The organism is Streptosporangium sp. NPDC005286 (assembly GCF_040607515.1).
Lineage (GTDB): Bacteria > Actinomycetota > Actinomycetes > Streptosporangiales > Streptosporangiaceae > Streptosporangium.
Map to the genome: position 1 here is coordinate 18,479 of NZ_JBEXGU010000079.1, position 22,759 is coordinate 41,237.

Consider the following 22,759-nt stretch of genomic DNA (forward strand, 5'->3'; position numbering starts at 1 on the left):
GGAGGGCGCCCAGAGGGGGACATGCGCCACCTCCGTGGTAGTACGACCTCGGCCATTCGGCCGAGACGACCGGGGCCTCACGCGGGCCTGAGCCTCACTTCCATCGGGGCCCGCCCACGCCGGAGGTCACTTCCGCGGGTATCTGATCTTGAGGCGGCCCAGGCCGACCGTACCGGTGACGCGCAGCGTCGGCGCGTCCGGAAGGCCCGGATCGGTGGCCTTGTTGCTGATCGTGCCCATGTTCGTCGTCAGCGTGTCGACCCACACGGTCCACCCGCGCGGCACGATCACCCGGATCTCCCCCATCCCGCAGGTCGCCTCCAGCAGCACCTCACGGTGCGAGCACACCGCCCCGGTAAAGTCGATCTTCACCCTGCCCGAGGCGCAACTCGCCACGATGTGCGCGGGCACCACCCAATGACCCGTCCGCTGCGCCAATCCGTGTTTCGTCCGCAGCTCCAGAACCCCGCTGACACCCGGTACGGCGGGCGACGAGTTCCCCGGCAGATCCGAGGTCAGCGCCCTCAGGTCGTCGTACGTCCTGGCGGACTGCGCCTGCTCGATCCGCTCCTCCAGCTCCTCCAGCGTGAGCCGCCCGTCTCCCGCGGCCACGCGTAACTGCTCGATGACCGCGTCACGATCGGTGTGCGATGCGCGGAGCCGACCCTGGAGATCCGTCATACGACGATGCTAATCGGCCGAATGTGGAGTTACGAGCCCGGATTCATAGGCATATACGACGACTTGCGCCCGATCCCGCAGGCCCAGCTTGGCCAGCACCCGGCCCAGATGCGTCTTGACGGTCGCCTCCGCCAACTCCAGCCGACCGGCGATCTCCATGTTCGACAACCCCCTCGCCACCAGCACCAGCACCTCACGCTCCCGCGCCGTCAACCCCGACAGCGCGGCCGACTCGGCCACCCCCGCCGAGGGAAGATGCACCGCGAACCGCTCCAGCAACCGCCGCGTCGTACTCGGCGCCACCACCGCGTCCCCGCTGTGCACCGAATGGATCGCACTCACCAGATCGGCGGGCGGCACATCCTTCAACAGGAACCCCGACGCACCCGCTTTCAACGCCGCGAACGCGTACTCGTCCAGATCGAACGTGGTCAGGATCAGCACCCGAGGCCCCCCGGCCACCGAACAGATCAACCGCGTCGCCTCCACCCCGTCCATGACCGGCATCCGCACATCCATCAGCACCACGTCGACCTCGACCGCCCGCACCGCCTCCACCGCGGCGGCCCCATTACCCGCCTCCGCGACGACCTCGATACCGGGATGGGCACCGAGCACCATCCGGAACCCGGTACGCAGCAACTCCTGATCGTCGACCAGCATCACCCGAATCACCCGGTCGCTCACCGCTCCACACCCGTCCTGCTCTCCACGGGACACGCCCGACCGTTCTCCACCGAACGCACCCGATCGCCACCACACCCGACCCAGACGCCCACTCTCAAGCCGCCCGACCCGTCCCGGCCTCACCGATCGGCAGCCGCGCCACCACCCGGAAACCGCCGCCGGGACCGGGCCTCGCCTCCACACTCCCACCGAACAGCGCGACCCGCTCCCGCATGCCGACCAGGCCGTGCCCGCCCTCACGCCGCGGCGCCGCGGCACCACGACCGTCGTCGGTCACCCGCAACAGCAACTCCCGCACGCCGTACTCCATCTCCACCACGGCCCTGCTCTCCGGACCGCCGTGCTTGAGAGTATTGGTGAGCGCCTCCTGCACGATCCGATAGACGGTCAACTGCTCCCCCTCAGGAAGCTTCCGCGGCACCCCGAGCACCCGAAACTCCACCGGCAGCCCGGACGCACGCACCCGCGCCACCAGATCGTCCAACTGCGACAGGCTCGGCTGCGGAGCGTACTCCTCCTGCACACCATCGGCCCGCAACACACCCACCATCCGCCGCATCTCCGCCAGCGCCCCGCGCCCCGTCGCCGAGACCGCCCGCATCGCCTGACGCGCCTGCTCCGGATCATGCTCGATCGCATAACCCGCCCCGTCCGCCTGAACGATCATCACGCTCACATTGTGCGCGACCACATCGTGCAGCTCACGGGCGATCCGAGCCCGCTCCGCCGCCGCCGCCAACCGGGCCTGCTGATCACGCTCCCGCTCCGCCCGCTCGGCCCGCTCCTCCAACCCCTCCAGATAGCGGCGACGGGTGTTCGCGTAGATCCCCGCGATCCAGATCGCCACCGCGAACGCCGAGGCCGTGGCGAAGGCACTCACATCGAGTTCCGGCGCCAACCGCGCGAACGCCAGAGCCAGCCCCAACTCCACCACCAGACCCGCGCCGACCGCCCAGCGCAGCGGGCGCCGCGACGCCACACCGTACATGGCGACGAGCACCGAGACATTGAAGAACAAGGGCTGCACACCGAGAAGCCACTGCAGGAAACAGGTCAGCGAGATGATCACGAAGACCGTGACGGGACGCTGCCGCAACCAGAGCAGCGGCACGAACAGCAACAACCCCAGCCCCGCGAACCCCCACGACCCAAGCCTCGTCGTTCCCAACGCCACCAGGTCACCCGTCCCGACGGCCCAGACATTGAGCACCGAGACCAGCAGGAACGGGCTCAGCCACAGCGCGTCCGTAATCCCGGGATGGCGCCTGCTCCAGGCGCGTAATCTGCCGAACACACCACCACGATACGTATACGCAGATCACCGCCCTTCCCCCTGAAGGGGGAGCCCGATGTACGACCCAGGTCGCACATCCGGCACGACTTACAGAGCCTTTACGGCCCCTGCGGCACCATGGTTTATGGGAGCACCCTCCGGGGTGAGTAAAGGGAGACAGTTTGTGATGATCAGTCACAACGACGCTGGGTCGCGCGGCATTTAGACCACGCCGCGCGACCTGACGTTTTCCCCGTTCCCCCCGCCACACCGGATGGAGCCGCCCATCGGATACCGCTCCGCGCCCGCTCGGATGCTTCGGTGATCTCACCCGAATCACCCGGTTACCCGCGCGGATTTTCCCGTCCAGCAGTGGACATCGTGCCGTTCCGGGCGACGCCGGTCCCACGAGCGGTCGACCGGAGCTCACGCGGGTGACTCACCGAAGCCGTCTCCCACGGCGAGGCCACCTGAACGTGCACCCCCGGCCTCACCCGCCACACCGGACGCGGCGGCACGGTCTTCCGCGAGGACGGATTCGCGCAGCAATTGAATGGCTCTGCGTATGACCGCAGATCTCGACGCGAAGCGTCTTTCGGTCCGGCAATATTCTATGAAGAATGAATCCTGGGCCGATATTGTTATGCTGGTGTCCATCGACTTCGTGTCGACCGGTTGGCTTTGAATTGTTTTGTGGGGTCGACGGGATTCGAACCCGCTCTGGACGGTACCTAAAACCGTGGCCTCTACCGTTGGGCTACGACCCCTATTCTTGCCTGCGAAATTCTCTGTCTGTGAATGGCAATTGGGGCAGAGAACGCGCAGGTTTTCTTTTCTGTTGTCCAGCCAGTTGCCATTGATATGGTCAACGTGCAGTGTCAATGCCTGACCTTGCCAGGCGCCCTCGATCCTACAGCCCGCGCAGCGGTATGGCATCCCGATCTCGATCAAGCTGCGCCTGAGCTGCCCGGGGTCTGGGCGAGGGCTGCCCTCCGATCGTATGGCGAGAACCTGTTCCGGGCGACTGCGTCGTGGTGAGGGCTTCCCTCTGTTGGGGGAGACCCTGCGAAAGTGCGACGTGTCGATTCCGAAGCGCTTCAGCTGGCGGCTGATGTGGGTGTAATTGCCGCCCGCGATGGTGATGCCGAGGCGGCGGAGGACGTCGGCGATGCTGAGGGAGTCGGCCGCGGCCTCCGCCAGCATTTCGGGGGTGTATTTGTATTTGACGGGCACGCGTCAAGTCTAGGTAACGGGTACGGCAATTCTCGACGCGTGCCCATGTCATGATAAAAGGCTAAAAAAGGGATTTAATCGACGCCGAGTTCGCGGCGGAGCCGGGCCACGTGGCCGGTCGCCTTCACGTTGTAGAGAGCCTTCTCGATCTTGCCGTCGGCGTCGATGACAAAGGTGGAGCGGATGACCCCGACCGTCGTCTTGCCGTACATCATCTTCTCCCCGTAGGCGTCGTAGGCCTTGTGGACCTCCAGCGCGGGGTCGGACAGGAGCGGGAAGGTCAGGGCGTCGCGCTCGACGAACTTGGCGAGCTTGGCGGGGGTGTCCTTCGAGACGCCGAGCACGGCGAGGCCGGCCGAGCCGAGCGAGGCCAGGCTGTCGCGGAAGTCGCAGGCCTGTTTGGTGCAGCCCGGGGTCATCGCGGCGGGGTAGAAGTAGAGGATGACGCGCCTGCCGCGGTACTGCTCAAGCGACACGGTGGCGCCGTCGGCGGCCGGAAGCGTGAAGTCCGGGGCGGCGTCGCCCGGCTCGAGTTTCATGATGTCCCTCCGAGGAATGGTTCCCAGGTCAACTTACCGGCCTGTCCGAAGTGCCGTGGGTGGGCCGGACCTGACAGACTGATCGATGTCAAGGAGTAGGGGAGGAGAGCCATGGCGGACACCGATCCCGCGGAGTTGGAGCGGCAGATCGAGCGCACGCGCGCGGAGTTGGCCCAGACGGTGGACGCCATCGCGGACCGGGTGAACCCCAAGCGGGTCGCGGAGCGTGGCGTGGCGAAGGTCAGGGCGAATGCCGAGCATTTTGTCGCCCAGGTCGGTGATCTGGTGGGCGGTGTGGCGGGGCCGAGGCCGGTCAGGGCCGAGGGCGAGCCTGAGGACCTGTGGGCGGACGATCGGCCCGAGCTGGCGCCGATCCTGATCGGTGTGGGTACGCTGCTGGCGGTCAGTGCGGTGATCATGTTGTGGCGGCGCCGTCGCCGGTGATCGGCGGCCCCGAATTGAGTAGGGGTTTACTCATGTGCCCTTTTCCTTGCTCGCGGAATATTGCGAGCAAGGAAAAGGGAGGGTAAATCCGTGAAAAGCATCATTCGCGCTGCGGTCGCGGTGGCGGCGACCACCGGTCTCATGCTGACGGTGGCTCCGGCCGCCTTCGCGGCGTCGGCGCCGGCGTCGGCCGCGCGTGACTTCGACGACAGCTTCGACCAGGAGTCCAGGAACGGGCTGGCCACGGTCGAGGCCGAATACTCGGTCGAGGGCGACGACGAGGATGAGAACACGTTCGTGCTGCGGGGCGGGCTGTACGACGGTGACCGGCGTTCGCTGGCCCGGGGCGGGCGGTGTGCCTACTTCGAGGTGCAGGCCGCCTCGTCCGATGACGAGGACTGGAATGTCATCAAGCGGGTGAAGCAGTGCGGCTATGACGACACCAAGTACTTCCGCGTCACGGCGCACGATGTCAGCGAGGTGCGGGTGAAGACCTGCCAGATCAGCTACCGAGGTTGGTCCACCTACAAGTGCAGCAGGTGGTACGAGCTCGACCTGGGCTTCTAGAGGTTTCCGCTGAGCCCCGTACGGGGGCCTCTCCGGGCGCGGGGCAGCGCGGGCTTCCGGGGCCGGAGGGTGGGGGATGAGACACGAGCGGGCACCCGCCGGTGGGCGAGGTGCCTGCTCCGCGTGCACGGGGGCGGGTCAGAGGAAGGTGCGGCCTTCGCCCCGGTAGGTGGGGACCTCGTCCACGACCCTGTCCCCGTCGATCAGGTGCAGGCTGGCGAAGCGCTCGCAGAGCTCGCCGGCCTTGGCGTGCCTGAACCAGACCCGGTCGCCGGTGCGCAGGTCCTCGGCGGCCGGTCCGACCAGGGGGGTCTGGACCTCGCCGGCTCCCTCGTTGGGGTCGTATCGCAGCCCGCACGGCAGGTAGGGCTGGGGCAGGCGGTCGGCGCCGGGGGCACCGGAGGCCGGGTAGCCGCCGCCGAGGACCGTGACGACGCCGGGTGCGGGGCGGCGTACGACGGGCAGGGCGAAGAGGGCGGCGGGGTGGCCGCCGAAGCCCCGGTAGAAGTCGAACAGGCGGGGGTGGAAGAAGCCGGAGCCGGCGGCGATCTCGGTGATGGCTCTTTCCCTGGCGGTCTTCTCGATGCTGCCGGTGCCGCCGCCGTTGACGAACTCCAGGTCGGTGATCTGGTGGACGGCCTGGACGATCCGGCCCCTGCGGGTGATCAGCTCGCGCTGGGAGCGGGTCTGCATCAGGCGGATGGCCCGGGTGAGGGCGGGCTTGCCGGGGGGGTCGTCGCCGACCCCGGCGATCTGCGCCTCGTACGCCATCAGGCCCACGAGGCGGAATCCGGGGCGTTTGGCGATCTGGGTGGCCAGGTCGGCGGCCTGGTCGCTCTCGCGGATGGGGGAGCGGCGGACGCCCGCCCGGAACCGGCCGCCGAAGGCGAGGTAGCCCGCGTCGATGTCGAGGCAGAGCCGGATCTCCTGGCGGTCGTGGACGCCGGCGACGGCGGAGTCGACGAGGTCGAGGTGGTCGATCCGGTCCACCATGATGGTGATTTCCCGTGCGGCGAGCGGTTCGGCGGCCAGCTCGGCGAGCGCGGCGCGGTCCACCGTGGGGTAGGCGACGAGCACGTTCCGCATTCCGGTGGAGACCAGCCAGAGGGCCTCGGGGAGGGTGAAGGCCATGATCCCGGTGAAGCCGTCCATGGTGAGGATCCGTTCGAGCACGGCCCGGGACCTGATGGACTTGCTCGCGACCCTGATCGGCTTGCCGTGAGCCCGGTGGAGCATTCCCTCGGCGTTGGCGCGCAGGGCGGGCAGGTCGAGGACCGCGAAGGGGGGGTCCAGGTGTGCGGTGGCCCGGTTGTAGCGCTGGAGGTCGTCCATGTTCGCAGGATAACCCGGCTCGAAAGAATATGAGTAGTGTTCATGTTGCTGGAGAGCTGCTCAATGCTCCCGCCAGGAGGGTCCCAAGATCGCGCAAGAGGGCGGTTGATCCCGGCCTCGACCCCGCCGGAACGCGTACACCTGACCGAATGACGACTACTCTCCAGGACGTCCTGGCGGGCTCGGGAAGCACCGGGAGCGCGGGAGGCAGGGCGGCCGAGCAGTTTCAGGACGTCCGCCGCAGGTCGGTGCGGCTGCTTCGGCCGGGGAGGACCCCGGCGGGCGTGCCGGCGGCGCTGGTGGCGTCCGTCGTGCTGTCGGTCTCGGCCTCGGTGACCGTGGGCCTGCTGATGGAGTCGCCCGTCGCGCGAATGCCCTACCGGCGGCTCGTCAACGGGGCCGGCTCGTGGAGCTGGTCGGACCCCGTCGTGTTCGCCATGGCGGTGCTCGCCATGGTGGCGGGCCTGCTGATGCTCGGGCTCGCGGCCCTGCCGGGACGACCCAGGCTGGTGCCGCTGGAGTCGGGAGATCCGCACATGGTGATCGGGATCACCAGGTCCGGGCTCTGCCGCACGCTGGGGGAGGCGGCGGCGTCGGTGGAGGAGGTGAGCGGGGCACGGGTCCGGCTCGCGTCGCGGATCGTCGAGGTCACCGTGTTCACCGAGGCCGAGCGGACCGGGCCGGTGCTGCGCGGGGTGGGCGCGGCGGTGGGCGACCGGATGGCGGGCCTGGGCGCGATGTGCGCGGGCGACGTCGTGGTGCGGCTGCGCAGGCGGAGGGTCAGATGAGACCGTATCTCGGCAACCGGATCGGCCTGGCCGTCACCGGCGCGGCGCTGGTCTGCGCCGGTCTCTACGCCTTCCTGCGGGGACGTGGCGACCTGCCCGGTCAGCCGCCCGGGGCCAGGCTCGTGCGCGGGGGGTTCCCCGGCTGGCTGGCCGCGCATCCGTGGCTGGGCTGGCTGGTCGGGCTGCTGCTGGTGGTGCTCGCGCTGCTGGCGGTGCGGTGGCTGCTACACGCCCTGGGCTGGGGACGGTGGGGCGGGCGGACCGGAACGGGGACCGCCATGCTCGCTGTTGCCCTTAAAGAAGTCGAAGGGCTCGTCCGGATTCGGGTCAGGTACGTAAGGCACGAGCGGTTGCGAATCAGTGTGGGCTGCGCGCCGGGGACCGATGTCGGCAGGCTCGTGGCGCGGCTGAACAAGGACGCGGTGGGGAAGGTCAGACGGGCTCTCGGGGAGGTAGAACTCGGCGCGATGGTTCGTCTGCACGTCCGCCGCCGCTGACCTGTCGTACGCCGGCTCCGCGACGGGGCTCGCGTACACCGGCCGCTCGGCGGTCCTGCCGTAGTCCGGTTCGAAGTCCGGTTCCTCCTCCGCCGGTTCCTCGGGGGTACTCTCCTGGTGCCGGACGCCGAAGGACAGCCCGGCGGCCAGGCAGACCAGCGGGAGCGCGGGCACCACGTAGCGGTGGTCGAAGGCCGCGATGAAGGGCGGCAGGATCAGCAGCATGGTCCCCGCGGCCCAGGGCAGCAGCACCGCGCCGCCGAGCCGCCGCAGCCGCATCAGCACGCCGACCAGGCCGATCAGGCAGATCACCGCGAGGAACGGGCCGCGCACGAAGCCGTACTCCTGGTAGCCGCGCAACCAGCCCGCGTACGGCTCGGCCATCGTCGGCGCTCCCGAGACGCCCTGGTAGGCCACGGTCAGCTGCTCGGCGGTCTTCCCCTGCGAGGCGGCCTCGGTGGGGAAGGGGTGCAGCGTGTCGGGGAAGACGTAGGCGCTCTGCGGTCCGGGGGTCGGGTAGACGCGCCGGGTCCAGTCGAAGATGTGGACCGCGTCGTCGAGGCCCGCCCGCAGGAAGTCCAGCGGCTGGGCCTTGATGGCCTGGGTGGCGAAGGCGCCGGCGAGCGCGTCGCGCTCGGCCCAGCCGCCCTTGACCTTGTTCAGCGGTGAGGCGTCGTCCCAGATGTAGACCGGCGGCGCCGCGCGCTGTCCCACCGGTTCGACGGGGCACAGGGCCGCCTCGGGGCCGGTCGGCTGGATCCTGGCGCAGTCGGCGAAGGTCATCGTCCGCGCCCACAGGAAGGTGTTGCCCCGGGTCAGCGCGTAGCTGCCGTGCTCGGATTCGAACCAGGCGGCGTACGAGCCCAGGCCGATGGCGGCGGTCAGGGTCGCGGAGACGACCGCCCGCCACCCGGCCCGGCGGATCACCAGGCAGACCAGTGCCACGGCGATCAGCGGCAGCCCGATGGTCCGGGTGACCGTCGCGGCGGCCAGCAGCAGGCCGGCCAGCGCCGCGACCCAGGCGGCCGGGCGTTGCCGCCACAGCAGCAGGGTGACCGCCAGCACCGCCAGGAACTGGAAGAGCAGGTCCGCCATGACGAGGTGTTCGAGCTGGATCTGGTGGGCGTCCAGCAGCACCGGCAGCGCGGCGAGCGTCGCGCCCCATCCCGGCAGGCGGCCCAGCCTGCGCAGCAGCAGGTAGACGCAGAGCGCCACGGCCAGCCCGAGCAGATGCTGGACGACGACCACGGCCTGGACGCTGGCCAGCGGCTTGAGGATCCACAGGAACAGCGAGTAGCCCCCGGGACGGGGCTCCAGAGGGCGAGGGTCGAGCCCGGCGTTCAGGTAGACGAAGGAGTCGGCCCAGAACCACAGGGCGGGCCGGTAGCCGAGCACGGCCAGGGCGCGCAGGCAGCCGCCGGCCAGCAGGGCGGCGATGAAGAGCCAGTGTGCCCCGAAGAAACGGAGCACCCGCGAGGCACGGTTCGCCGGGTGCGTTCCCGTTACCACCACGACCTCCCGAGTCCCGCGGACATGGCCACCCAGCATAGGCGCGGGACGGGAGGGGCCCATACGTGATGCGAAATTTGGTGTCGATCGAGCTCTATGCGGCGTTCCTCATCTGAAGCGCGGATCTGGGGAAGCGTTCAGCACTCGATGACGTTCACCGCGAGCCCGCCGCGGCTGGTCTCCTTGTACTTGTCGAGCATGTCGCGGCCGGTGTCGCGCATCGTCTTGATGGCCTTGTCCAGCGAGACGAAGTGGCGGCCGTCGCCGCGCAGCGCGATCCTGGCCGCGGCGATGGCCTTGATCGAGGCGACGGCGTTGCGCTCGATGCACGGGATCTGCACCAGGCCGCCGATCGGGTCGCAGGTCAGCCCCAGGTTGTGCTCGATACCGATCTCGGCGGCGTTCTCGACCTGCTCGGGGGTGCCGCCCATCACCTCGGTGAGCCCGGCGGCGGCCATCGAGCAGGCGGAGCCGACCTCCCCCTGGCAACCCACCTCGGCCCCGGAGATGGAGGCGTTCTCCTTGAACAGCACGCCGATCGCCCCCGCGGTCAACAGGAAGCGGATCACCCCCTCGTCATCGGATTCGCGGACGAAGCGGTCGTAGTAGGTGAGCACGGCGGGGATGATGCCCGCGGCACCGTTGGTGGGCGCGGTGACGATCCGGCCGCCGGCGGCGTTCTCCTCGTTGACCGCGAGGGCGAACAGCGAGACCCAGTCCATCGTCTGCAGCGAGTCCTTCTCTCCCGGCTCGCTCCGCAGTTGCCGGTGGAGCTGGTGGGCGCGGCGGCGGACCTTCAGGCCGCCGGGCAGCACGCCCTCCTTGCCGATGCCCCGTCGCACGCACTCGCTCATGACCTGCCACAGGACGAGCAGCTGGGCGCGGATCTCGGCCTCGGTGCGGCCGAACGCCCGTTCGTTCTCCAGCATCAGCCCGGAGATCGACAGCCCGGTCTCCGCGCACTGGGCGAGCAGCTCCGCGGCCGTGGTGAAGGGGTGCGGCAGGACCGTGTCGTCGGGTTTGATCCGGTCGGCGCCGGTGGCGTTCTCGTCGACGACGAAGCCGCCGCCCACCGAGTAGTAGACCTTCTCGCGCAGCGTCTCGCCGGACTCCGACAGGGCGGTGAAGCGCATGCCGTTGGGGTGGTGGGGGAGCGAGATCTTGCGTTCGAAGACGAGGTCCTCGCCGATGACGAAGGGGATCTCGTGGGAGCCGTACAGGCGGACGGTGCCCGAGGCGCGCATGGCGGCCAGCCGCTCGTCGACCGTGTCGACGTCGACCAGCTCGGGTTTCTCGCCCGACAGGCCGAGCAGCACCGCCTTGTCGCTGCCGTGGCCCTTGCCGGTCAGCCCGAGCGAGCCGTACAGGATGGCGCTCACCCGCGCGGTCTTCTCCAGCAGCCCGTCCCGGTGCAGACCCCGAGCGAACTTGTGGGCGGCGGCCATCGGGCCGCCGGTGTGCGAGCTGGACGGGCCGATTCCGATCTTGAAGAGATCGAAGACACTGATCGTCATCTGAATCCTTCCAGCGTGGACGGTCACGCGCGCCCGGGGACGCGCGTGACCGTGACGCGAGGCGTCGAACTTATGACTCACCCGAGGTGAGCGCGGTGTACTCCTCCGGCGACAGCAGGTCGTCGGCGGAGCCCTCAAGACGTACCCGGAACAGCCAGCCGTCGCCGTAGGAGTCGCTGTTGACCAGCGAGGGGTCGTCCACGACCGCCTGGTTGACCTCCACGACCTCGCCGGTGACCGGTGCGAAGATGTCACTCACCGACTTGGTCGACTCGACCTCGCCGACGGCGTCACCGGTGGCGATCGACGCGCCTACCTCGGGTACCTGCACGTAGACCACGTCGCCCAGCGCCTCGGCGGCGTAGGCGGTGATGCCCACGGTGAGGGTCAGGCCGTCGTCGACGCCGCCGATCCACTCGTGTTCCTTGGTGTAGTGCAGGTCCTCGGGAATGCTGCTCATTTTTTCCTCCTGTAGAAAGGCAGTTCGACGACCTCGACCGGCTCGCGGCTGCCCCGGATGTCGACGGCCAGCCCCGACGACAGGCCGCTGTCCACGTAGGCCATGGCGATGGGCCTGCCCAGTGTCTGGGAGGGCGCCCCGCTGGTGACCTCCCCGGCGACCGTGCCGTCATCGGCGACCACCACCGGATACCCGTGCCGGGGCACCCTGCGGCCGCTCGCGACCAGGCCGACCAGACGACGGGCCGGCGGGACGTCCCTGAGCGGTTCGAGGGCGGCCCGGCCGACGAAGTCGCCCGGCTTGTCAAACCTCACCACACGGCCGAGCCCGGCGTCGAACGGAGTGAGGTCCGCGGAGAGTTCGTTGCCGTAGAGCGGCATGCCCGCCTCCAGCCGGAGGGTGTCGCGCGCGGACAGGCCGGCGGGGACCAGCCCGTGCGGTGCGCCCGCCTCGGTGAGGGCGGTCCAGAGGGGTTCCGCCGCCGAGGCCGCGACGAACAGCTCGAAGCCGTCCTCGCCGGTGTATCCGGTGCGGGCGACGAGGACCTCGTGTCCGGCCACCACGGCGGGCAGGCCCGCGTAGTACCCGAGCCCGTCCAGGTCGGCGTCGGTGAGAGTGCTCAGGATCTCCACCGAGCGCGGCCCCTGGACGGCGACCAGCGCGTACTCCTCGGAGCGGTCCCGCACCGCGGCGTCGAAGTCCTTGGCGCGCTCGGTCAGCTCGGCGGCCACCCGGGGGTAGTTGGAGGCGTTGGCGACGACCATGAACTCTTCGGGGGCCAGCCGGTAGACGATCAGGTCGTCCAGCACGCCGCCCCCGGCGTCGACGATCATCGTGTAGCGGGCGCGGCCGGGCGCCAGCGCGGAGAGGTGGCCGACCAGCGCGTAGTCGAGGGCCTCGGCGGCCTGCGGGCCGGTCACGAAGATCTCACCCATGTGGGAGAGGTCGAACAGGCCGGCCGCCTGGCGGACCGCGTTGTGCTCGGCGGACTCGCTGCCGTAGCGGAGCGGCATCAGCCAGCCCGCGAAGTCGGTCAGCGTCGCGCCGAGGGACTCGTGCACGCCGCGCAGCGGCGTAGGTCGGGACATGTTCGCACCTCAGACAAGGGACAGATGAGATCATCCTCCCCCTCTGTCATTGGTGCCTGAGAGTTTCATCCGGGTTTTACCGGACTTTCACCTTCGGCGAGGTCGTGGGACCTGCTTTCCAGAGGCACCTACCCGCACGGTCCTTTGCCTTGAGAGGTTCGCGGGGAGGGCTTGCTCCTTCAGGGGTCCTGGCCTGGATGTCAGGACACTCTCCCGCGCGGGGTTCATCGGTGTCGCAGGCCAGCCTAACCGCCCGCACCGGCCGAGCGAAATCCCCGGGCGCGCACCGGCCTTCACGAATCACTCAGCGGCGGGTGTGCCGGACCAGTGCCTCGAACAGGGCCGACTCGTCGTCGGTCTCGGGATGCCACTGGACGGCGAGGGCGAACGGATGATCCTCCACCTCCACGGCCTCCACCGTGCCGTCCTCGGCGTGGGCGGTCACGGTCAGGCCCTCGGCGAGCAGGTCAACGGCCTGGTGGTGGTAGTGGGCCACGTCCACGGTCTCGGTCCCGAAGACCTTCGAGGTCAGGCTGCCGGGGGCGAGCCGCACCGGCATCCTGCCGTAGCTGCCGGGGGCCGGGGCGTGCCCCTGGTGGCCCACCACGTCGGGCAGGTGCTGGTGGAGGCCGCCGCCGAGGGCGACGTTCAGGATCTGCATGCCCCTGCAGATGCCGAGGAAGGGCAGGTCCCGCTCCAGCGTCGCCCGGACCAGTCCCAGTTCGGCGTCGTCGCGGAACGGCCGGACGTAGCCGGTCCGCTCGTGCGGCTCCTGCCCGTACCGCTCCGGGCCGACGTCCCCGCCGCCGGCCAGGATCAGCCCGTCCAGGCGCTCCACGAGCGTCGCGGGGTCGCCCGCGGGCGGCAGGATCACCGGCTGCCCGCCCGCGCGGGCCACGTGGTCGACGTAGTCGTACGGCAGCAGCGCGGTGGTCGTCTCCCAGACGGTGAACCTCGCGGGCTCGACGTAGCAGGTGATGCCGATGACGGGACGGGACATGATCTCTTTCTCACGCGGACGCCGGGGACATGGGACATCCGCCCACGTCCTCGCACGTTATCGGGGCCAGGGTATGGCCTGGGCAAATCCCGCCACCGCCGGTCGCGAAGGTGGCGGGGGCGGAGATGGCCGGGAGCGGTCAGAGTGGCGTGACGTAGGCGCCCGAGATGCCGCCGTCCACCAGGAACTCCGCGCCGGTGACGAAGCTCGCGTCGTCCGAGGCGAGGAACGCCACCGCGGCGGCGATCTCGGTCGCCTCGGCGAAGCGGCCGATCGGGATGTGCACCAGGCGGCGCTGTGCCCGCTCGGGGTCCTTGGCGAACAGCTCCTGCAGCAGCGGGGTGTTGACCGGGCCGGGGCAGAGCGCGTTGACCCGGATGCCCTCGCGGGCGAACTGCACGCCCAGCTCGCGCGACATCGCCAGTACCCCGCCCTTGGAGGCGGTGTAGGAGATCTGGCTGGTCGCCGAGCCCATCACGGCCACGAACGACGCGGTGTTGATGATCGACCCCTTGCCCTGCCGCCGCATGTACGGGATGGCGTGCTTGCAGCACAGGTAGACGGAGGTGAGGTTGACCTCCTGGACCCGGCGCCAGGCGTCGATGCCGGTCTCCAGGATCGAGTCGTCCTCCGGCGGTGAGATGCCCGCGTTGTTGAACGCGATGTCCACGCTGCCGTAGCTGTCGAACGCGGTCTGGAACATCCGGACGACGTCGTCCTCGCTGGTCACGTCGGCCTTCACGAACAGGCCGCCGACCTCGGCCGCGGCCGCCGCGCCGGTCGTCTCGTCCAGGTCCACGCACACGACGCGGGCGCCCTCCTCGGCGAACCGGCGCGCGGTGGCCAGGCCGATCCCGCTACCGGCGCCGGTGATGACGGCCACCCGGTCCTGCAAACGCAGCATCGCTTCTACTCCTCGGAAATGAAGACGTTCTTGGTCTCGGTGAACGCGGACAGGGCGTCCGGTCCCAGCTCGCGGCCGAGGCCCGACTGCTTGAAACCGCCGAACGGGGTCCAGTAGCGGACGCTCGAATGCGAGTTGACGCTCAGGTTGCCCGCCTCGACGGCCCTGGCCACCCGGAGCGCCCGGCCGACGTCACGGGTCCAGATGGACCCGCTCAGGCCGTACGGGGTGTCGTTGGCGATCCGCACGGCGTCCGCCTCGTCGTCGAACGGCAGCACCGACACCACCGGTCCGAAGATCTCCTCGGTGAACGCCCGGTCGTCGGCCGAGGTCGGGGTCAGGACCGTCGCCGGGAACCAGAACCCCGGCCCCGACGGGCACGCGCCCCGCAGGTGGGGCGGCTCGGTGACGTAGGAGGCCACCCGCTCCCGGTGCTCGGCGCTGATCAGCGGGCCCATCTCGGTGCTCTCGTCGCGGGGGTCGCCGACCCTGACCTTCAGCACGGCCTCGCCGAACCGGGCCAGGAACTCGTCGTGCACCGAGCGCTCGACCAGGATCCGGGAGCGCGCGCAGCAGTCCTGGCCCGCGTTGTCGAAGACCGCGTACGGCGCGGTCGCCGCCGCCCGTTCCAGGTCGGCGTCGGCGAAGACCACGTTGGCGCTCTTGCCGCCCAGCTCCAGGGTGAGCCGCTTGACCTGCCCGGCGCAGACGGCGGCGATCTCCTTGCCCACCTCGGTGGAGCCGGTGAACACGATCTTCGCCACGTCCGGGTGCTCGACCAGCCGGGCGCCCGCGACCTCTCCGGCGCCGGGCAGGACCTGGAACACCCCCTCGGGCAGCCCGGCGGCCAGGGCCAGCTCGGCCACCCGCAGGGCGGTCAGCGGTGTCCACTCGGCGGGCTTGACGATCACGGTGTTGCCCGCGGCCAGCGCCGGGGCCGTCCCCCAGGTCATGATGACCATCGGGAAGTTCCACGGCACGATCACGCCGACGACGCCCAGCGGTTCCTTGAAGGTGACGTCCAGGCCGCCGGGCACCGGGATCTGCAGGCCGTGGTCACGCTCGGGCGCCCCGGCGTAGAAGTCGAGCACGTCGGCGACGTTGCCCGCCTCCCAGCGGGCGTTGCCGATCGTGTGCCCGGCGCCCGCGACCTCCAGCAGGGCCAGTTCCTCGGCGTGCTCGCGCACCAGCGAGGCGAACCGGCGCAGCAGCCGGGCCCGGTCGGAAGGGCCGACGCTCCGCCAGGTGGCGAAGGCCCTTCTCGCGCGCTCCACCGCCCTGTCGACCTCGGCGGCGTCCGCCATCTCGACCTCGGCGATCACCTCTTCTGTCGCCGGATTTATGATCTTCACCGTCACATCCGTTCGAATCCTCGGAACAGCTCCCAGTCGGTCACCGCCGCGTCGAAGGCGGCCAGCTCGGTCCGGGCGTTGTTCGCGTAGTGCGCCACGACGTCCTCGCCGAAGACGGAGGCCGCGAACGCGGAGCCCTCCCAGAGCTCCAGCGCGTCCCGCAGGGTGTGCGGGACGGTCTCCGCGCCCGAGGTGTAGGCGTTCCCCGTGACCGCCTCCTCAAGCGGCAGTTCGTTCTCGATGCCGTGCAGCCCGGCCGCGACCAGTGCCGAGACCGCCAGGTAGGGGTTGACGTCGCCGCCGGGCACCCGGTTCTCGATCCGCAGCGAGGGGCCGTGGCCGACCAGGCGCAGCGCGCACGTCCTGTTGTCCACGCCCCACTTGACGGCGGTGGGGGCGAAGCTGCCCGGCACGTACCGCTTGTAGGAGTTGACGTTCGGCGCGTACAGCAGGGTCAGCTCGCGCATGAGGGCGAGCTGACCGGCGATGAAGTGTTGTCCCGTCGCGGACAGTCCGTGCGCCTCGGAACCCGCCATGACCGGCTCTCCGGCGGTGTCCCTGAGCGAGATGTGGATGTGGCAGGAGTTGCCCTCGCGCTGGTTCGGTTTGGCCATGAAGGTGATCGACATGCCCTCCTGGGCGGCGATCTCCTTGGCGCCGTTCTTGTAGACGGCGTGGTCGTCGCAGCTGGACAGGGCCTCGCCGAAGCGGAAGGCGATCTCGTGCTGGCCGAGGTTGCACTCGCCCTTGGCCGACTCGACGTACATGCCCGCGCCCTCCATGCCGAGCCTGATCCTGCGCAGCAGCGGCTCGACCCTGGCGGTGCCGAGGAGGGAGTAGTCGACGTTGTAGAGGTTGGCGGGCGTCAGGTCACGGTAACCGCCGCGCCAGGCGTCCTCGTAGCTGTCGTTGAAGATCACGAACTCCAGCTCGGTCCCGACGAACGCCCCCCAGCCCCGCTCGGCCAGCCGGGCGAGTTGCCGGCGCAGGATCTGCCGCGGCGAGGCGGCCACGTCGGAGCCGTCCTCCCAGAGCAGGTCGGCCATCACCAGGGCCGTCCCCTCCTGCCACGGCACCCGGCGCAGGGTGGACACGTCGGGTTTCATGACGAAGTCGCCGTAGCCCCGCTCCCAGGAGGACATCGCGTAGCCGTCGACCGTGTTCATGTCGACGTCGACCGCGAGCAGGTAGTTGCATCCCTCGGAGGCATGTCCCAGCACCTCCTGCAGGAAGTAACGTGCCGACAGGCGTTTCCCCTGCAGGCGGCCCTGCATGTCGACGATCGCCAGCAGCACGGTGTCGATCCGTCCTGCCCGCACCTCGTCGTGAAGTTCGCGGACGTCCACACGCCCTCCTCGCCGGAGTCTTATTGGGCTAGTGTCAGACCATTGACGTGTAGCGGGGGGAGCATTGTCAAGGGTCGGAGGAGATCAATTGGACGAGGTGTCGCGACTGGCGACCGTGCTGCGGCCGGTGCGCGCGGGTAACGCGTTCGAGGAGACCGTGGAGCGCCTGCTCCAGGTCATCAAGCTGGGGCTGGTAGCCGAGAAGCTGCCGCCCGAGCGGGAACTCGCCGCCCAGCTCGGGATCAGCAGGGTCACCCTGCGCGAGGCCATCCGCGCCCTGGCGGAGGCGGGCTACCTCACCGTGCGCCGTGGCAGGTACGGCGGCGCCTTTCTCACCTACACCCCGCCGCGCCCGCGCCGTGACGACCTGCGCAGGGCGGTCGCCGACATGGGCACCGACGACCTGGGCGACGCGCTCACCTTCAGGATGGCCGTGGAGTGCGGCGCCGCCCAGGTGCTCGCCACCACCGCGCTCACCGAGGAGCGGTGCGACGCCCTGCGGGAGCGGCTGCGTGAGGTCAACTCGGCGGGGCCCGACGACTACCGCCGTCTCGACACGGCCTTCCACCTGGCCATCGCCGAGCTGACCGGCTCCCCGCTGCTCGCCGCGGCCTGCGCCGACGCCCGGCTGCGGGTCACCGACCTGCTCAACGCCATCCCGGTGCTCCGGCGCAACATCGAGCACGCCGCGATCCAGCACGAGGCGATCGTGACGGCGATCCTGGCCGGCGACCCCGAGGGCGCGCGCCGCGCCGTGGCCGAGCACCTTGAGGGCACCGCCGCGCTGCTACGGGGCTTCCTCGCATAGCCTGATAAAACGGTGGGGGATGTGTTCCGAGATCGGATCATGGAAACAGGGCGGCTGCCGCTGTTCTGTTTCTTTGTCGCGCTGATCGTCGCCTTCGTGTTCACCAGGATCAACGTCCGGCTCATCCGGGCCAAGATCGGCTGGTTCCGTAACGTCAACGTCGGCGAGATGCACATTCACCATGTGGTGTTCGGCGTGGTGCTGACCCTGCTCGGCGGGGTGTCCGGCCTCGTCGTCTCCGGGGTCTCCGAGGGCTGGTACGCGGTGACGGCGGTGATCTTCGGTATCGGCGCCGCCCTCGTCCTCGACGAGTTCGCGCTGATCCTGCACCTGCGCGACGTCTACTGGGAGGAGGAGGGCCGAGCCTCCGTGGACGCGGTGTTCATCGCCGTCGCGATCACCGGCCTGCTCCTGCTCGGCCTGCGCCCCCTCGGCTGGGAGAACTCCGACGGCACCCCCAGGGGCACCTGGCTGACCGCCGGCCTCATCGTGACCAACCTCGGGCTCGCCGTGGTCACGCTGCTCAAGGGCAAGATCTGGACGGGCCTGGTCGGGCTGTTCGTGCCGATCCTCCTGGTGCCGGGGGCCGTGCGGCTGGCCCGCCCGGGATCGCCCTGGGCACACTGGTTCTTCGCTCCGGGCGCCCGGCACCCGCGGCTCCGCAAGATGGCCAGGGCCGAGCGCCGCGAGGAGCGCTGGCGCCGCCCGGTGATCCGCGGCAAGATCGCCTTCCAGGAGTTCGTCTCCGGCCGTCATGACCTCCCCTCCACCCGCCGCCGCTCCCGCCGCTGAACCGCCGATGCCCTCGCCGTCGCCCTCGCCGTGTGGACCGGGAGCCGAGGTCGGCCCGCGAGTGTGGGCACTGCACGAGCGCGGTCTCGCCCGCGACGTCATCGACGTCGCCTCGGTCTCCGAGCCGTACGGTTTTCGCGAACTCGAACACCTCGCCCGCCGGTACGACGAGGGGTTCTCGCTCGCCGAGCTGGTGATGCGGCTGGAGTTCGTCGCCCTGATCGCCGACGAGGACTTCGAGGCCCACGGCGTGCGGGGCGAGCGGCTCTGGGAGATCCGCCGGTTCGCCGGCGCCTGGGTGGAGGACATCGGGCTGCGCCGCGCGGAGGAGGGCGACATCGACTACGACGACGTCCCCGACCCCGACTGAGGAACGAGGGGAAAGCGGCGGCCGGTCGTGGTGAGCTTTCAAACCCGTGCATATCCGGCCGCGCGCCGGGCAGATGACGGCCCTGCCTGCCGAAGGGGTGCTGATCATGGGTCTGATGGAGAAGTTCAACCTGCGCGAACTGAAGGCCAGGGTCAAGCGGAGGCTGGCCGGCCGGACGGGCAACCGCCGGCTGGTGGCCGAGGCCAGAACCGAGGAGGCCGAGGCGAGGCTGCTGAAGACCCAGGACGAGATCCTGGACACCGTCGCGGAGATGCGCAGGGAGTACGGCGTCCGCCGCCACTGACCCCGCTCGCCGGTGTCCCGCCGATGGGCTCCTTGCCGGCTCCGGATCGGCGGGGCACCGGTACGCGGCGGCCGCTCTTCGGGCCGGCCCCGGGAGGGGTGGTTTTCCCCGCACCGCTCATCACTTAATGAGTAGAAATTTCGAGAATTCCGCCTGGTCGTACATAGACAGAATATATGTCTGTTTCGCTATAGTCCGAAGGCATTGCAGGGGCGCGAGTGGACCAATCCTTTTAAAGGTGGGCGAATGACAAGCCTCGATTCAGCGACATCCGTGGTCCGGTCGGCGATCGCCGAGGTGCTGAGCGTACCGAGCGATCAGGTGAAGCCGGGGGCCACCATCGCCGACCACCAGATCGACAGCCTGGAATGGGTGGAGATCTCCGTCATCATCGAGGAGAAGCTGGGCATCCAGCTCGACCCCAGTGACTTCGCCGGGGCGCAGACCGTCGCCGACATGGCGGGCGTACTGCACGCCGCGCTGGCGGCCCGGTGACGCGCGTCGTCGTCACGGGTCTGGGGGTCAAGAGCCCGGCGGGCAACACGGCGGGGGACGTCTTCGCCACGGTGCTCGCGGGCAAGTCGCTCGCGACCGCCATCCCCGAACTGGCCGACGCCCGGGTGCCGGTCTCGATCGGGTGCCCGCTGGCGCCGTTCGAGCCGGATGACTACTTCGGCGGGCGCGAGCTCCGGACCCTCGACCGGACCTCCCAGATCGGCCTCGCCGCGGCGATCGACGCCGTCGCCGACGCGGACGGCCTGCCCGCCGAGGGCTGCGGGGTGTACGTGGGCACCGGCGGCGGCGGGTTCGCCACCCTGGAGAACCTGATCGTGGGGCACACGCTCGGCAGGGAGAAGGTGCCGGTCCACGCGGTTCCGACGCTGATGTCCAGCTCGACGGCCTCGCGCGTCGCCATCAGGTACGGCTTCAGGGGGCCGTGCCTCACCTTCAACACGGCCTGCGCCAGCGGGGCCACCGCGATCGGCGAGGCGCTGCGCGCGATCCGCTCGGGCGTGGTCGGCTCCGCCGTCGCCGGGGGCCTGGACGCGCTGCTCTCCCCGCTCGCGATGGAGGCCTTCGCCCGGGTCGGCGCCCTGTCGGAGCGGACGCACGCCCCCTCGGAGGCGTCCCGCCCGTTCGACGCCGACCGTGACGGCTTCGTCATGGGGGAGGGCGCGGCCTTTCTGGTCCTGGAGCGCGCCGACCTCGCCGAGGCGCGGGGCGCCCGTGTCTACGGCGAGGTCAGCGGCTACGCGGCCAACTGCGACGCCAACCACATCGTGGCGCCGCTCAGGGACGGCTCGGTGGCGGCCGGGTGCATGCGCGCCGCCCTGCTCGACGCCGGACTCGACATCGGCGACGTCGGGCACGTCAACGCCCACGGGACCTCGACCCCGCACAACGACAGCGCCGAGGCCGCCGCCCTGCACGCGTGCTTCGGTGGCCGTACGCCCCCGGTGACCTCGACCAAGGGCGTGACCGGCCACCTCGTCGGCGGCGCGGGCGCGCTGGAGGCGGTCATCGCCCTGCTGTCGGCCCGAGAGGGCCTGATTCCCCCCACCGCCAACTTCGCGGGCGGCCCCGAGGCCGACCTCATCGACATCGTCTGCGCTGAGCCCCGGTCCGTGGCCGTCGCCCCCGTCCTGTCCAACTCCTTCGGCTTCGGGGGCAGCAACGCCTGCCTGGTCCTCACCCCCTCCCTGGATTCCTGACATTCCGTACGGCCCCGCCGGCCCGCCGTGAAACGGCGCCGGATCGGCGGGGCCTTCGCCGACCCCCTGATGTCAGTTTTGGTTGACAAAATTGGTGACGTCACCGACTTTCGTTACGAAACACGGCAAAGGCGCTCGGGGTGGACTCGTGCGAGGTAAACAGGAAAAGCGGCCGGAGGTCGATCGCGTCGTTTCGAAGGGGGATCGCATTGTCCGAGACCGCGTCCTGGCGGTTGCTGGTCGCCTATTTAGGGCCCCACCGGAAAACCTTGCTGCTGGGCGGGGTGCTCAGCCTCGTCGGCTCGCTGGCCGGATTGGCGATGCCGCTCCTGGCCAAGACGGTGGTCGACGCCTTCGGTGAGCAGCGCTCCCTGCTCGGCCCCGTGCTGGGGCTGACCGCCGCCGTGCTGGTGGGAGCCGGCCTCGGCGCGCTGGGCAGCTACGTGCTGGAGCGGATGGGGGAGAGCATCGTCTTCTCCGCCCGCCGCGGCCTGGTCGACCGGATGCTGCGGCTGCGCACGTCCGAGGTCGACCGGCTCAGACCCGGTGACCTGATGTCCCGGGTGACCTCCGACACCACGCTGCTGCGCGCGGTGTTCGCCAACAGCGTGGTCGAGACGGTCAGCTCGCTCTTCATGATCGTGGGCGCCGTGGTCATGATGGCGATCATGGACTGGGCGCTGCTGCTCATCACGCTGGGAGTGCTGGTCCTGGTCGGCGGGCTCGTCGGCCTGGTCCTGCCCCGTATCCAGCGGGCCTCGACGCAGGCCCAGATCGCGGTCGGCGAGATGGGCGCGGTCCTGGACCGGGTGCTCCAGGCGTTCCGTACCGTCAAGGCCAGCGGTGCCGAGGAGCGGGAGATCGCTGCGGTGACCGAGGCGGCACGCGAGGCGCGTGACCGGGGCATCGCCGTCGCCTGGCTGGCCTCGATCGCCGGTATCTCGGCGTGGGTCTCCGCGCAGCTGGCCTTCGTGGCCGTGCTCGGCGTGGGCGGCGCGCGCGTCTCCTCGGGCACGCTGGAGGTCTCCTCGCTGATCGCCTTTCTGCTCTACCTGTTCTACCTGGTCGCCCCCATCGGCCAGCTGGTCCAGGGCTTCACGCAGTTGCAGAACGGCCTGGCCGCGGTGCGGCGGATCCGCGAGATCGAGGAGCTTCCCGTCGAGAAGACGGACGGCAAGGTCTACGAGGTCGGGAGCACTCCGGCCTGGGTCTCCTTCGAGAGCGTCGTCTTCCGCTACGGCGACGACAGGCCGATCATCCACGACGACGTCTCCTTCGAGGTGCCCCCGGGCGGGCTGACCGCCCTGGTGGGGCCGTCCGGCGCGGGCAAGTCCACGGTCTTCGCCCTGCTGGAGCGGTTCTACGAGCAGCAGTCGGGGACGATCAGGATCGACGGCCGAGACATCGGGGACTGGCCGCTGGCCGAGCTGCGCGCCTGCCTCGGCTACGTCGAGCAGGACGCGCCGGTGCTGGACGGCACGCTCAGGGAGAACCTCGTCTTCGCCGCGCCGGGCGTGGAGGAGGCCGACATCAGGCGGGTGCTCGCCCGCACCCGCCTG

23 protein-coding genes, 1 tRNA gene, 1 pseudogene and 2 riboswitches are annotated in these 22,759 nt (G+C 70.0%); of the genes and pseudogenes, 10 read left to right on the forward strand and 15 right to left on the reverse strand.

Annotation, left to right across the window (positions count from 1 at the left end):
- Positions 1-126 precede the first annotated feature (126 nt).
- From ABZU75_RS26050 to bcp, 6 genes and pseudogenes are all read right to left on the reverse strand, one after another.
- On the reverse strand, positions 127-681 hold the full coding sequence (locus ABZU75_RS26050) for a DUF1707 domain-containing protein (RefSeq protein ID WP_355559245.1): 555 nt from the start codon (positions 679-681) through the stop codon (positions 127-129).
- A 9-nt stretch (positions 682-690) separates the two neighbouring features.
- Positions 691-1,356: a response regulator transcription factor gene (locus ABZU75_RS26055; protein WP_355559292.1), complete on the reverse strand. Its 666-nt coding sequence runs from the start codon at positions 1,354-1,356 to the stop codon at positions 691-693.
- Positions 1,357-1,462: 106 nt separating this feature from the next.
- Positions 1,463-2,662: a sensor histidine kinase gene (locus ABZU75_RS26060; protein WP_355559248.1), complete on the reverse strand. Its 1,200-nt coding sequence runs from the start codon at positions 2,660-2,662 to the stop codon at positions 1,463-1,465.
- 673 nt (positions 2,663-3,335) lie between these two features.
- Positions 3,336-3,408 (reverse strand) — tRNA-Leu (locus ABZU75_RS26065).
- Between the two features lie 28 nt (positions 3,409-3,436).
- Positions 3,437-3,844: pseudogene (locus ABZU75_RS26070) on the reverse strand (HNH endonuclease signature motif containing protein); the annotation flags it as partial.
- A gap of 104 nt (positions 3,845-3,948) precedes the next feature.
- Positions 3,949-4,413, reverse strand: coding sequence for a thioredoxin-dependent thiol peroxidase (gene bcp / locus ABZU75_RS26075; RefSeq protein ID WP_355559251.1), 465 nt, complete (start codon positions 4,411-4,413; stop codon positions 3,949-3,951).
- A gap of 111 nt (positions 4,414-4,524) precedes the next feature.
- Here bcp and ABZU75_RS26080 point away from each other — a divergent pair, with 111 nt between their 5' ends.
- Together ABZU75_RS26080 and ABZU75_RS26085 are read left to right on the forward strand one after the other, a co-directional pair.
- Positions 4,525-4,857: a DUF3618 domain-containing protein gene (locus ABZU75_RS26080; protein ID WP_355559254.1), complete on the forward strand. Its 333-nt coding sequence runs from the start codon at positions 4,525-4,527 to the stop codon at positions 4,855-4,857.
- Between the two features lie 90 nt (positions 4,858-4,947).
- Positions 4,948-5,424: a hypothetical protein gene (locus ABZU75_RS26085; RefSeq protein WP_355559257.1), complete on the forward strand. Its 477-nt coding sequence runs from the start codon at positions 4,948-4,950 to the stop codon at positions 5,422-5,424.
- 138 nt (positions 5,425-5,562) lie between these two features.
- Here the strand turns inward: ABZU75_RS26085 and ABZU75_RS26090 are convergent, their stop codons facing one another.
- On the reverse strand, positions 5,563-6,756 hold the full coding sequence (locus tag ABZU75_RS26090; protein WP_355559259.1) for an amino acid deaminase/aldolase: 1,194 nt from the start codon (positions 6,754-6,756) through the stop codon (positions 5,563-5,565).
- Positions 6,757-6,905: 149 nt separating this feature from the next.
- Between ABZU75_RS26090 and ABZU75_RS26095 the strand changes: the two genes are divergently transcribed.
- A complete protein-coding gene (locus tag ABZU75_RS26095) occupies positions 6,906-7,544 on the forward strand; it encodes a DUF6286 domain-containing protein (RefSeq protein WP_355559262.1) in 639 nt (212 codons plus the stop codon).
- A 224-nt stretch (positions 7,545-7,768) separates the two neighbouring features.
- Here the strand turns inward: ABZU75_RS26095 and ABZU75_RS26100 are convergent, their stop codons facing one another.
- The 8 genes from ABZU75_RS26100 to ABZU75_RS26135 all read right to left on the reverse strand — a co-directional run bounded on the left by ABZU75_RS26100 (position 7,769) and on the right by ABZU75_RS26135 (position 17,214).
- Positions 7,769-9,550 (reverse strand): hypothetical protein, encoded by a 1,782-nt coding sequence (locus ABZU75_RS26100; RefSeq protein WP_355559265.1) that lies wholly within the window; start codon positions 9,548-9,550, stop codon positions 7,769-7,771.
- Between the two features lie 137 nt (positions 9,551-9,687).
- Positions 9,688-11,064 carry an L-serine ammonia-lyase gene (locus ABZU75_RS26105; RefSeq protein WP_350924841.1) on the reverse strand — a complete coding sequence of 459 codons (1,377 nt, stop codon included), beginning with the start codon at positions 11,062-11,064 and terminating at the stop codon, positions 9,688-9,690.
- Positions 11,065-11,134: 70 nt separating this feature from the next.
- Entirely contained in the window at positions 11,135-11,524 is a 390-nt protein-coding gene (gene gcvH / locus ABZU75_RS26110) for a glycine cleavage system protein GcvH (protein WP_030906360.1), read from the reverse strand.
- A complete protein-coding gene (gcvT, locus tag ABZU75_RS26115) occupies positions 11,521-12,612 on the reverse strand; it encodes a glycine cleavage system aminomethyltransferase GcvT (protein ID WP_350924845.1) in 1,092 nt (363 codons plus the stop codon). Before gcvT ends, gcvH begins: the two co-directional genes overlap by 4 nt.
- Before the next feature lie 40 nt (positions 12,613-12,652).
- Positions 12,653-12,737: riboswitch (glycine riboswitch) on the reverse strand.
- Between the two features lie 2 nt (positions 12,738-12,739).
- Positions 12,740-12,838: riboswitch (glycine riboswitch) on the reverse strand.
- A gap of 78 nt (positions 12,839-12,916) precedes the next feature.
- On the reverse strand, positions 12,917-13,612 hold the full coding sequence (locus ABZU75_RS26120; RefSeq protein ID WP_355559270.1) for a gamma-glutamyl-gamma-aminobutyrate hydrolase family protein: 696 nt from the start codon (positions 13,610-13,612) through the stop codon (positions 12,917-12,919).
- A 139-nt stretch (positions 13,613-13,751) separates the two neighbouring features.
- The gene (locus ABZU75_RS26125) at positions 13,752-14,516 is read right to left on the reverse strand and encodes a 3-oxoacyl-ACP reductase (RefSeq protein ID WP_350924856.1); all 765 of its coding nucleotides are present in this window, start codon (positions 14,514-14,516) and stop codon (positions 13,752-13,754) included.
- A 5-nt stretch (positions 14,517-14,521) separates the two neighbouring features.
- Complete coding sequence (locus tag ABZU75_RS26130) at positions 14,522-15,868, reverse strand: aldehyde dehydrogenase family protein (RefSeq protein WP_355559274.1); 1,347 nt, start codon at positions 15,866-15,868, stop codon at positions 14,522-14,524.
- 2 nt (positions 15,869-15,870) lie between these two features.
- Positions 15,871-17,214 carry a glutamine synthetase family protein gene (locus ABZU75_RS26135; RefSeq protein ID WP_350961173.1) on the reverse strand — a complete coding sequence of 448 codons (1,344 nt, stop codon included), beginning with the start codon at positions 17,212-17,214 and terminating at the stop codon, positions 15,871-15,873.
- An 88-nt stretch (positions 17,215-17,302) separates the two neighbouring features.
- Between ABZU75_RS26135 and ABZU75_RS26140 the strand changes: the two genes are divergently transcribed.
- The 7 genes from ABZU75_RS26140 to ABZU75_RS26170 all read left to right on the forward strand — a co-directional run.
- Entirely contained in the window at positions 17,303-18,022 is a 720-nt protein-coding gene (locus ABZU75_RS26140) for an FCD domain-containing protein (protein WP_355559278.1), read from the forward strand.
- Positions 18,023-18,061: 39 nt separating this feature from the next.
- Entirely contained in the window at positions 18,062-18,814 is a 753-nt protein-coding gene (locus ABZU75_RS26145; RefSeq protein WP_355559281.1) for a hypothetical protein, read from the forward strand.
- 61 nt (positions 18,815-18,875) lie between these two features.
- Positions 18,876-19,184, forward strand: coding sequence for a hypothetical protein (locus tag ABZU75_RS26150; protein WP_350924866.1), 309 nt, complete (start codon positions 18,876-18,878; stop codon positions 19,182-19,184).
- Positions 19,185-19,257: 73 nt separating this feature from the next.
- A complete protein-coding gene (locus ABZU75_RS26155; RefSeq protein WP_355559284.1) occupies positions 19,258-19,488 on the forward strand; it encodes a hypothetical protein in 231 nt (76 codons plus the stop codon).
- A 246-nt stretch (positions 19,489-19,734) separates the two neighbouring features.
- Entirely contained in the window at positions 19,735-19,983 is a 249-nt protein-coding gene (locus ABZU75_RS26160) for an acyl carrier protein (RefSeq protein WP_084195145.1), read from the forward strand.
- The gene (locus ABZU75_RS26165) at positions 19,980-21,200 is read left to right on the forward strand and encodes a beta-ketoacyl-[acyl-carrier-protein] synthase family protein (protein ID WP_355559287.1); all 1,221 of its coding nucleotides are present in this window, start codon (positions 19,980-19,982) and stop codon (positions 21,198-21,200) included. The genes ABZU75_RS26160 and ABZU75_RS26165 overlap by 4 nt, the downstream gene beginning before the upstream one ends.
- A gap of 209 nt (positions 21,201-21,409) precedes the next feature.
- A partial coding sequence (locus ABZU75_RS26170) for an ABC transporter ATP-binding protein (protein ID WP_355559290.1) occupies positions 21,410-22,759 on the forward strand: 1,350 nt, incomplete at its 3' end.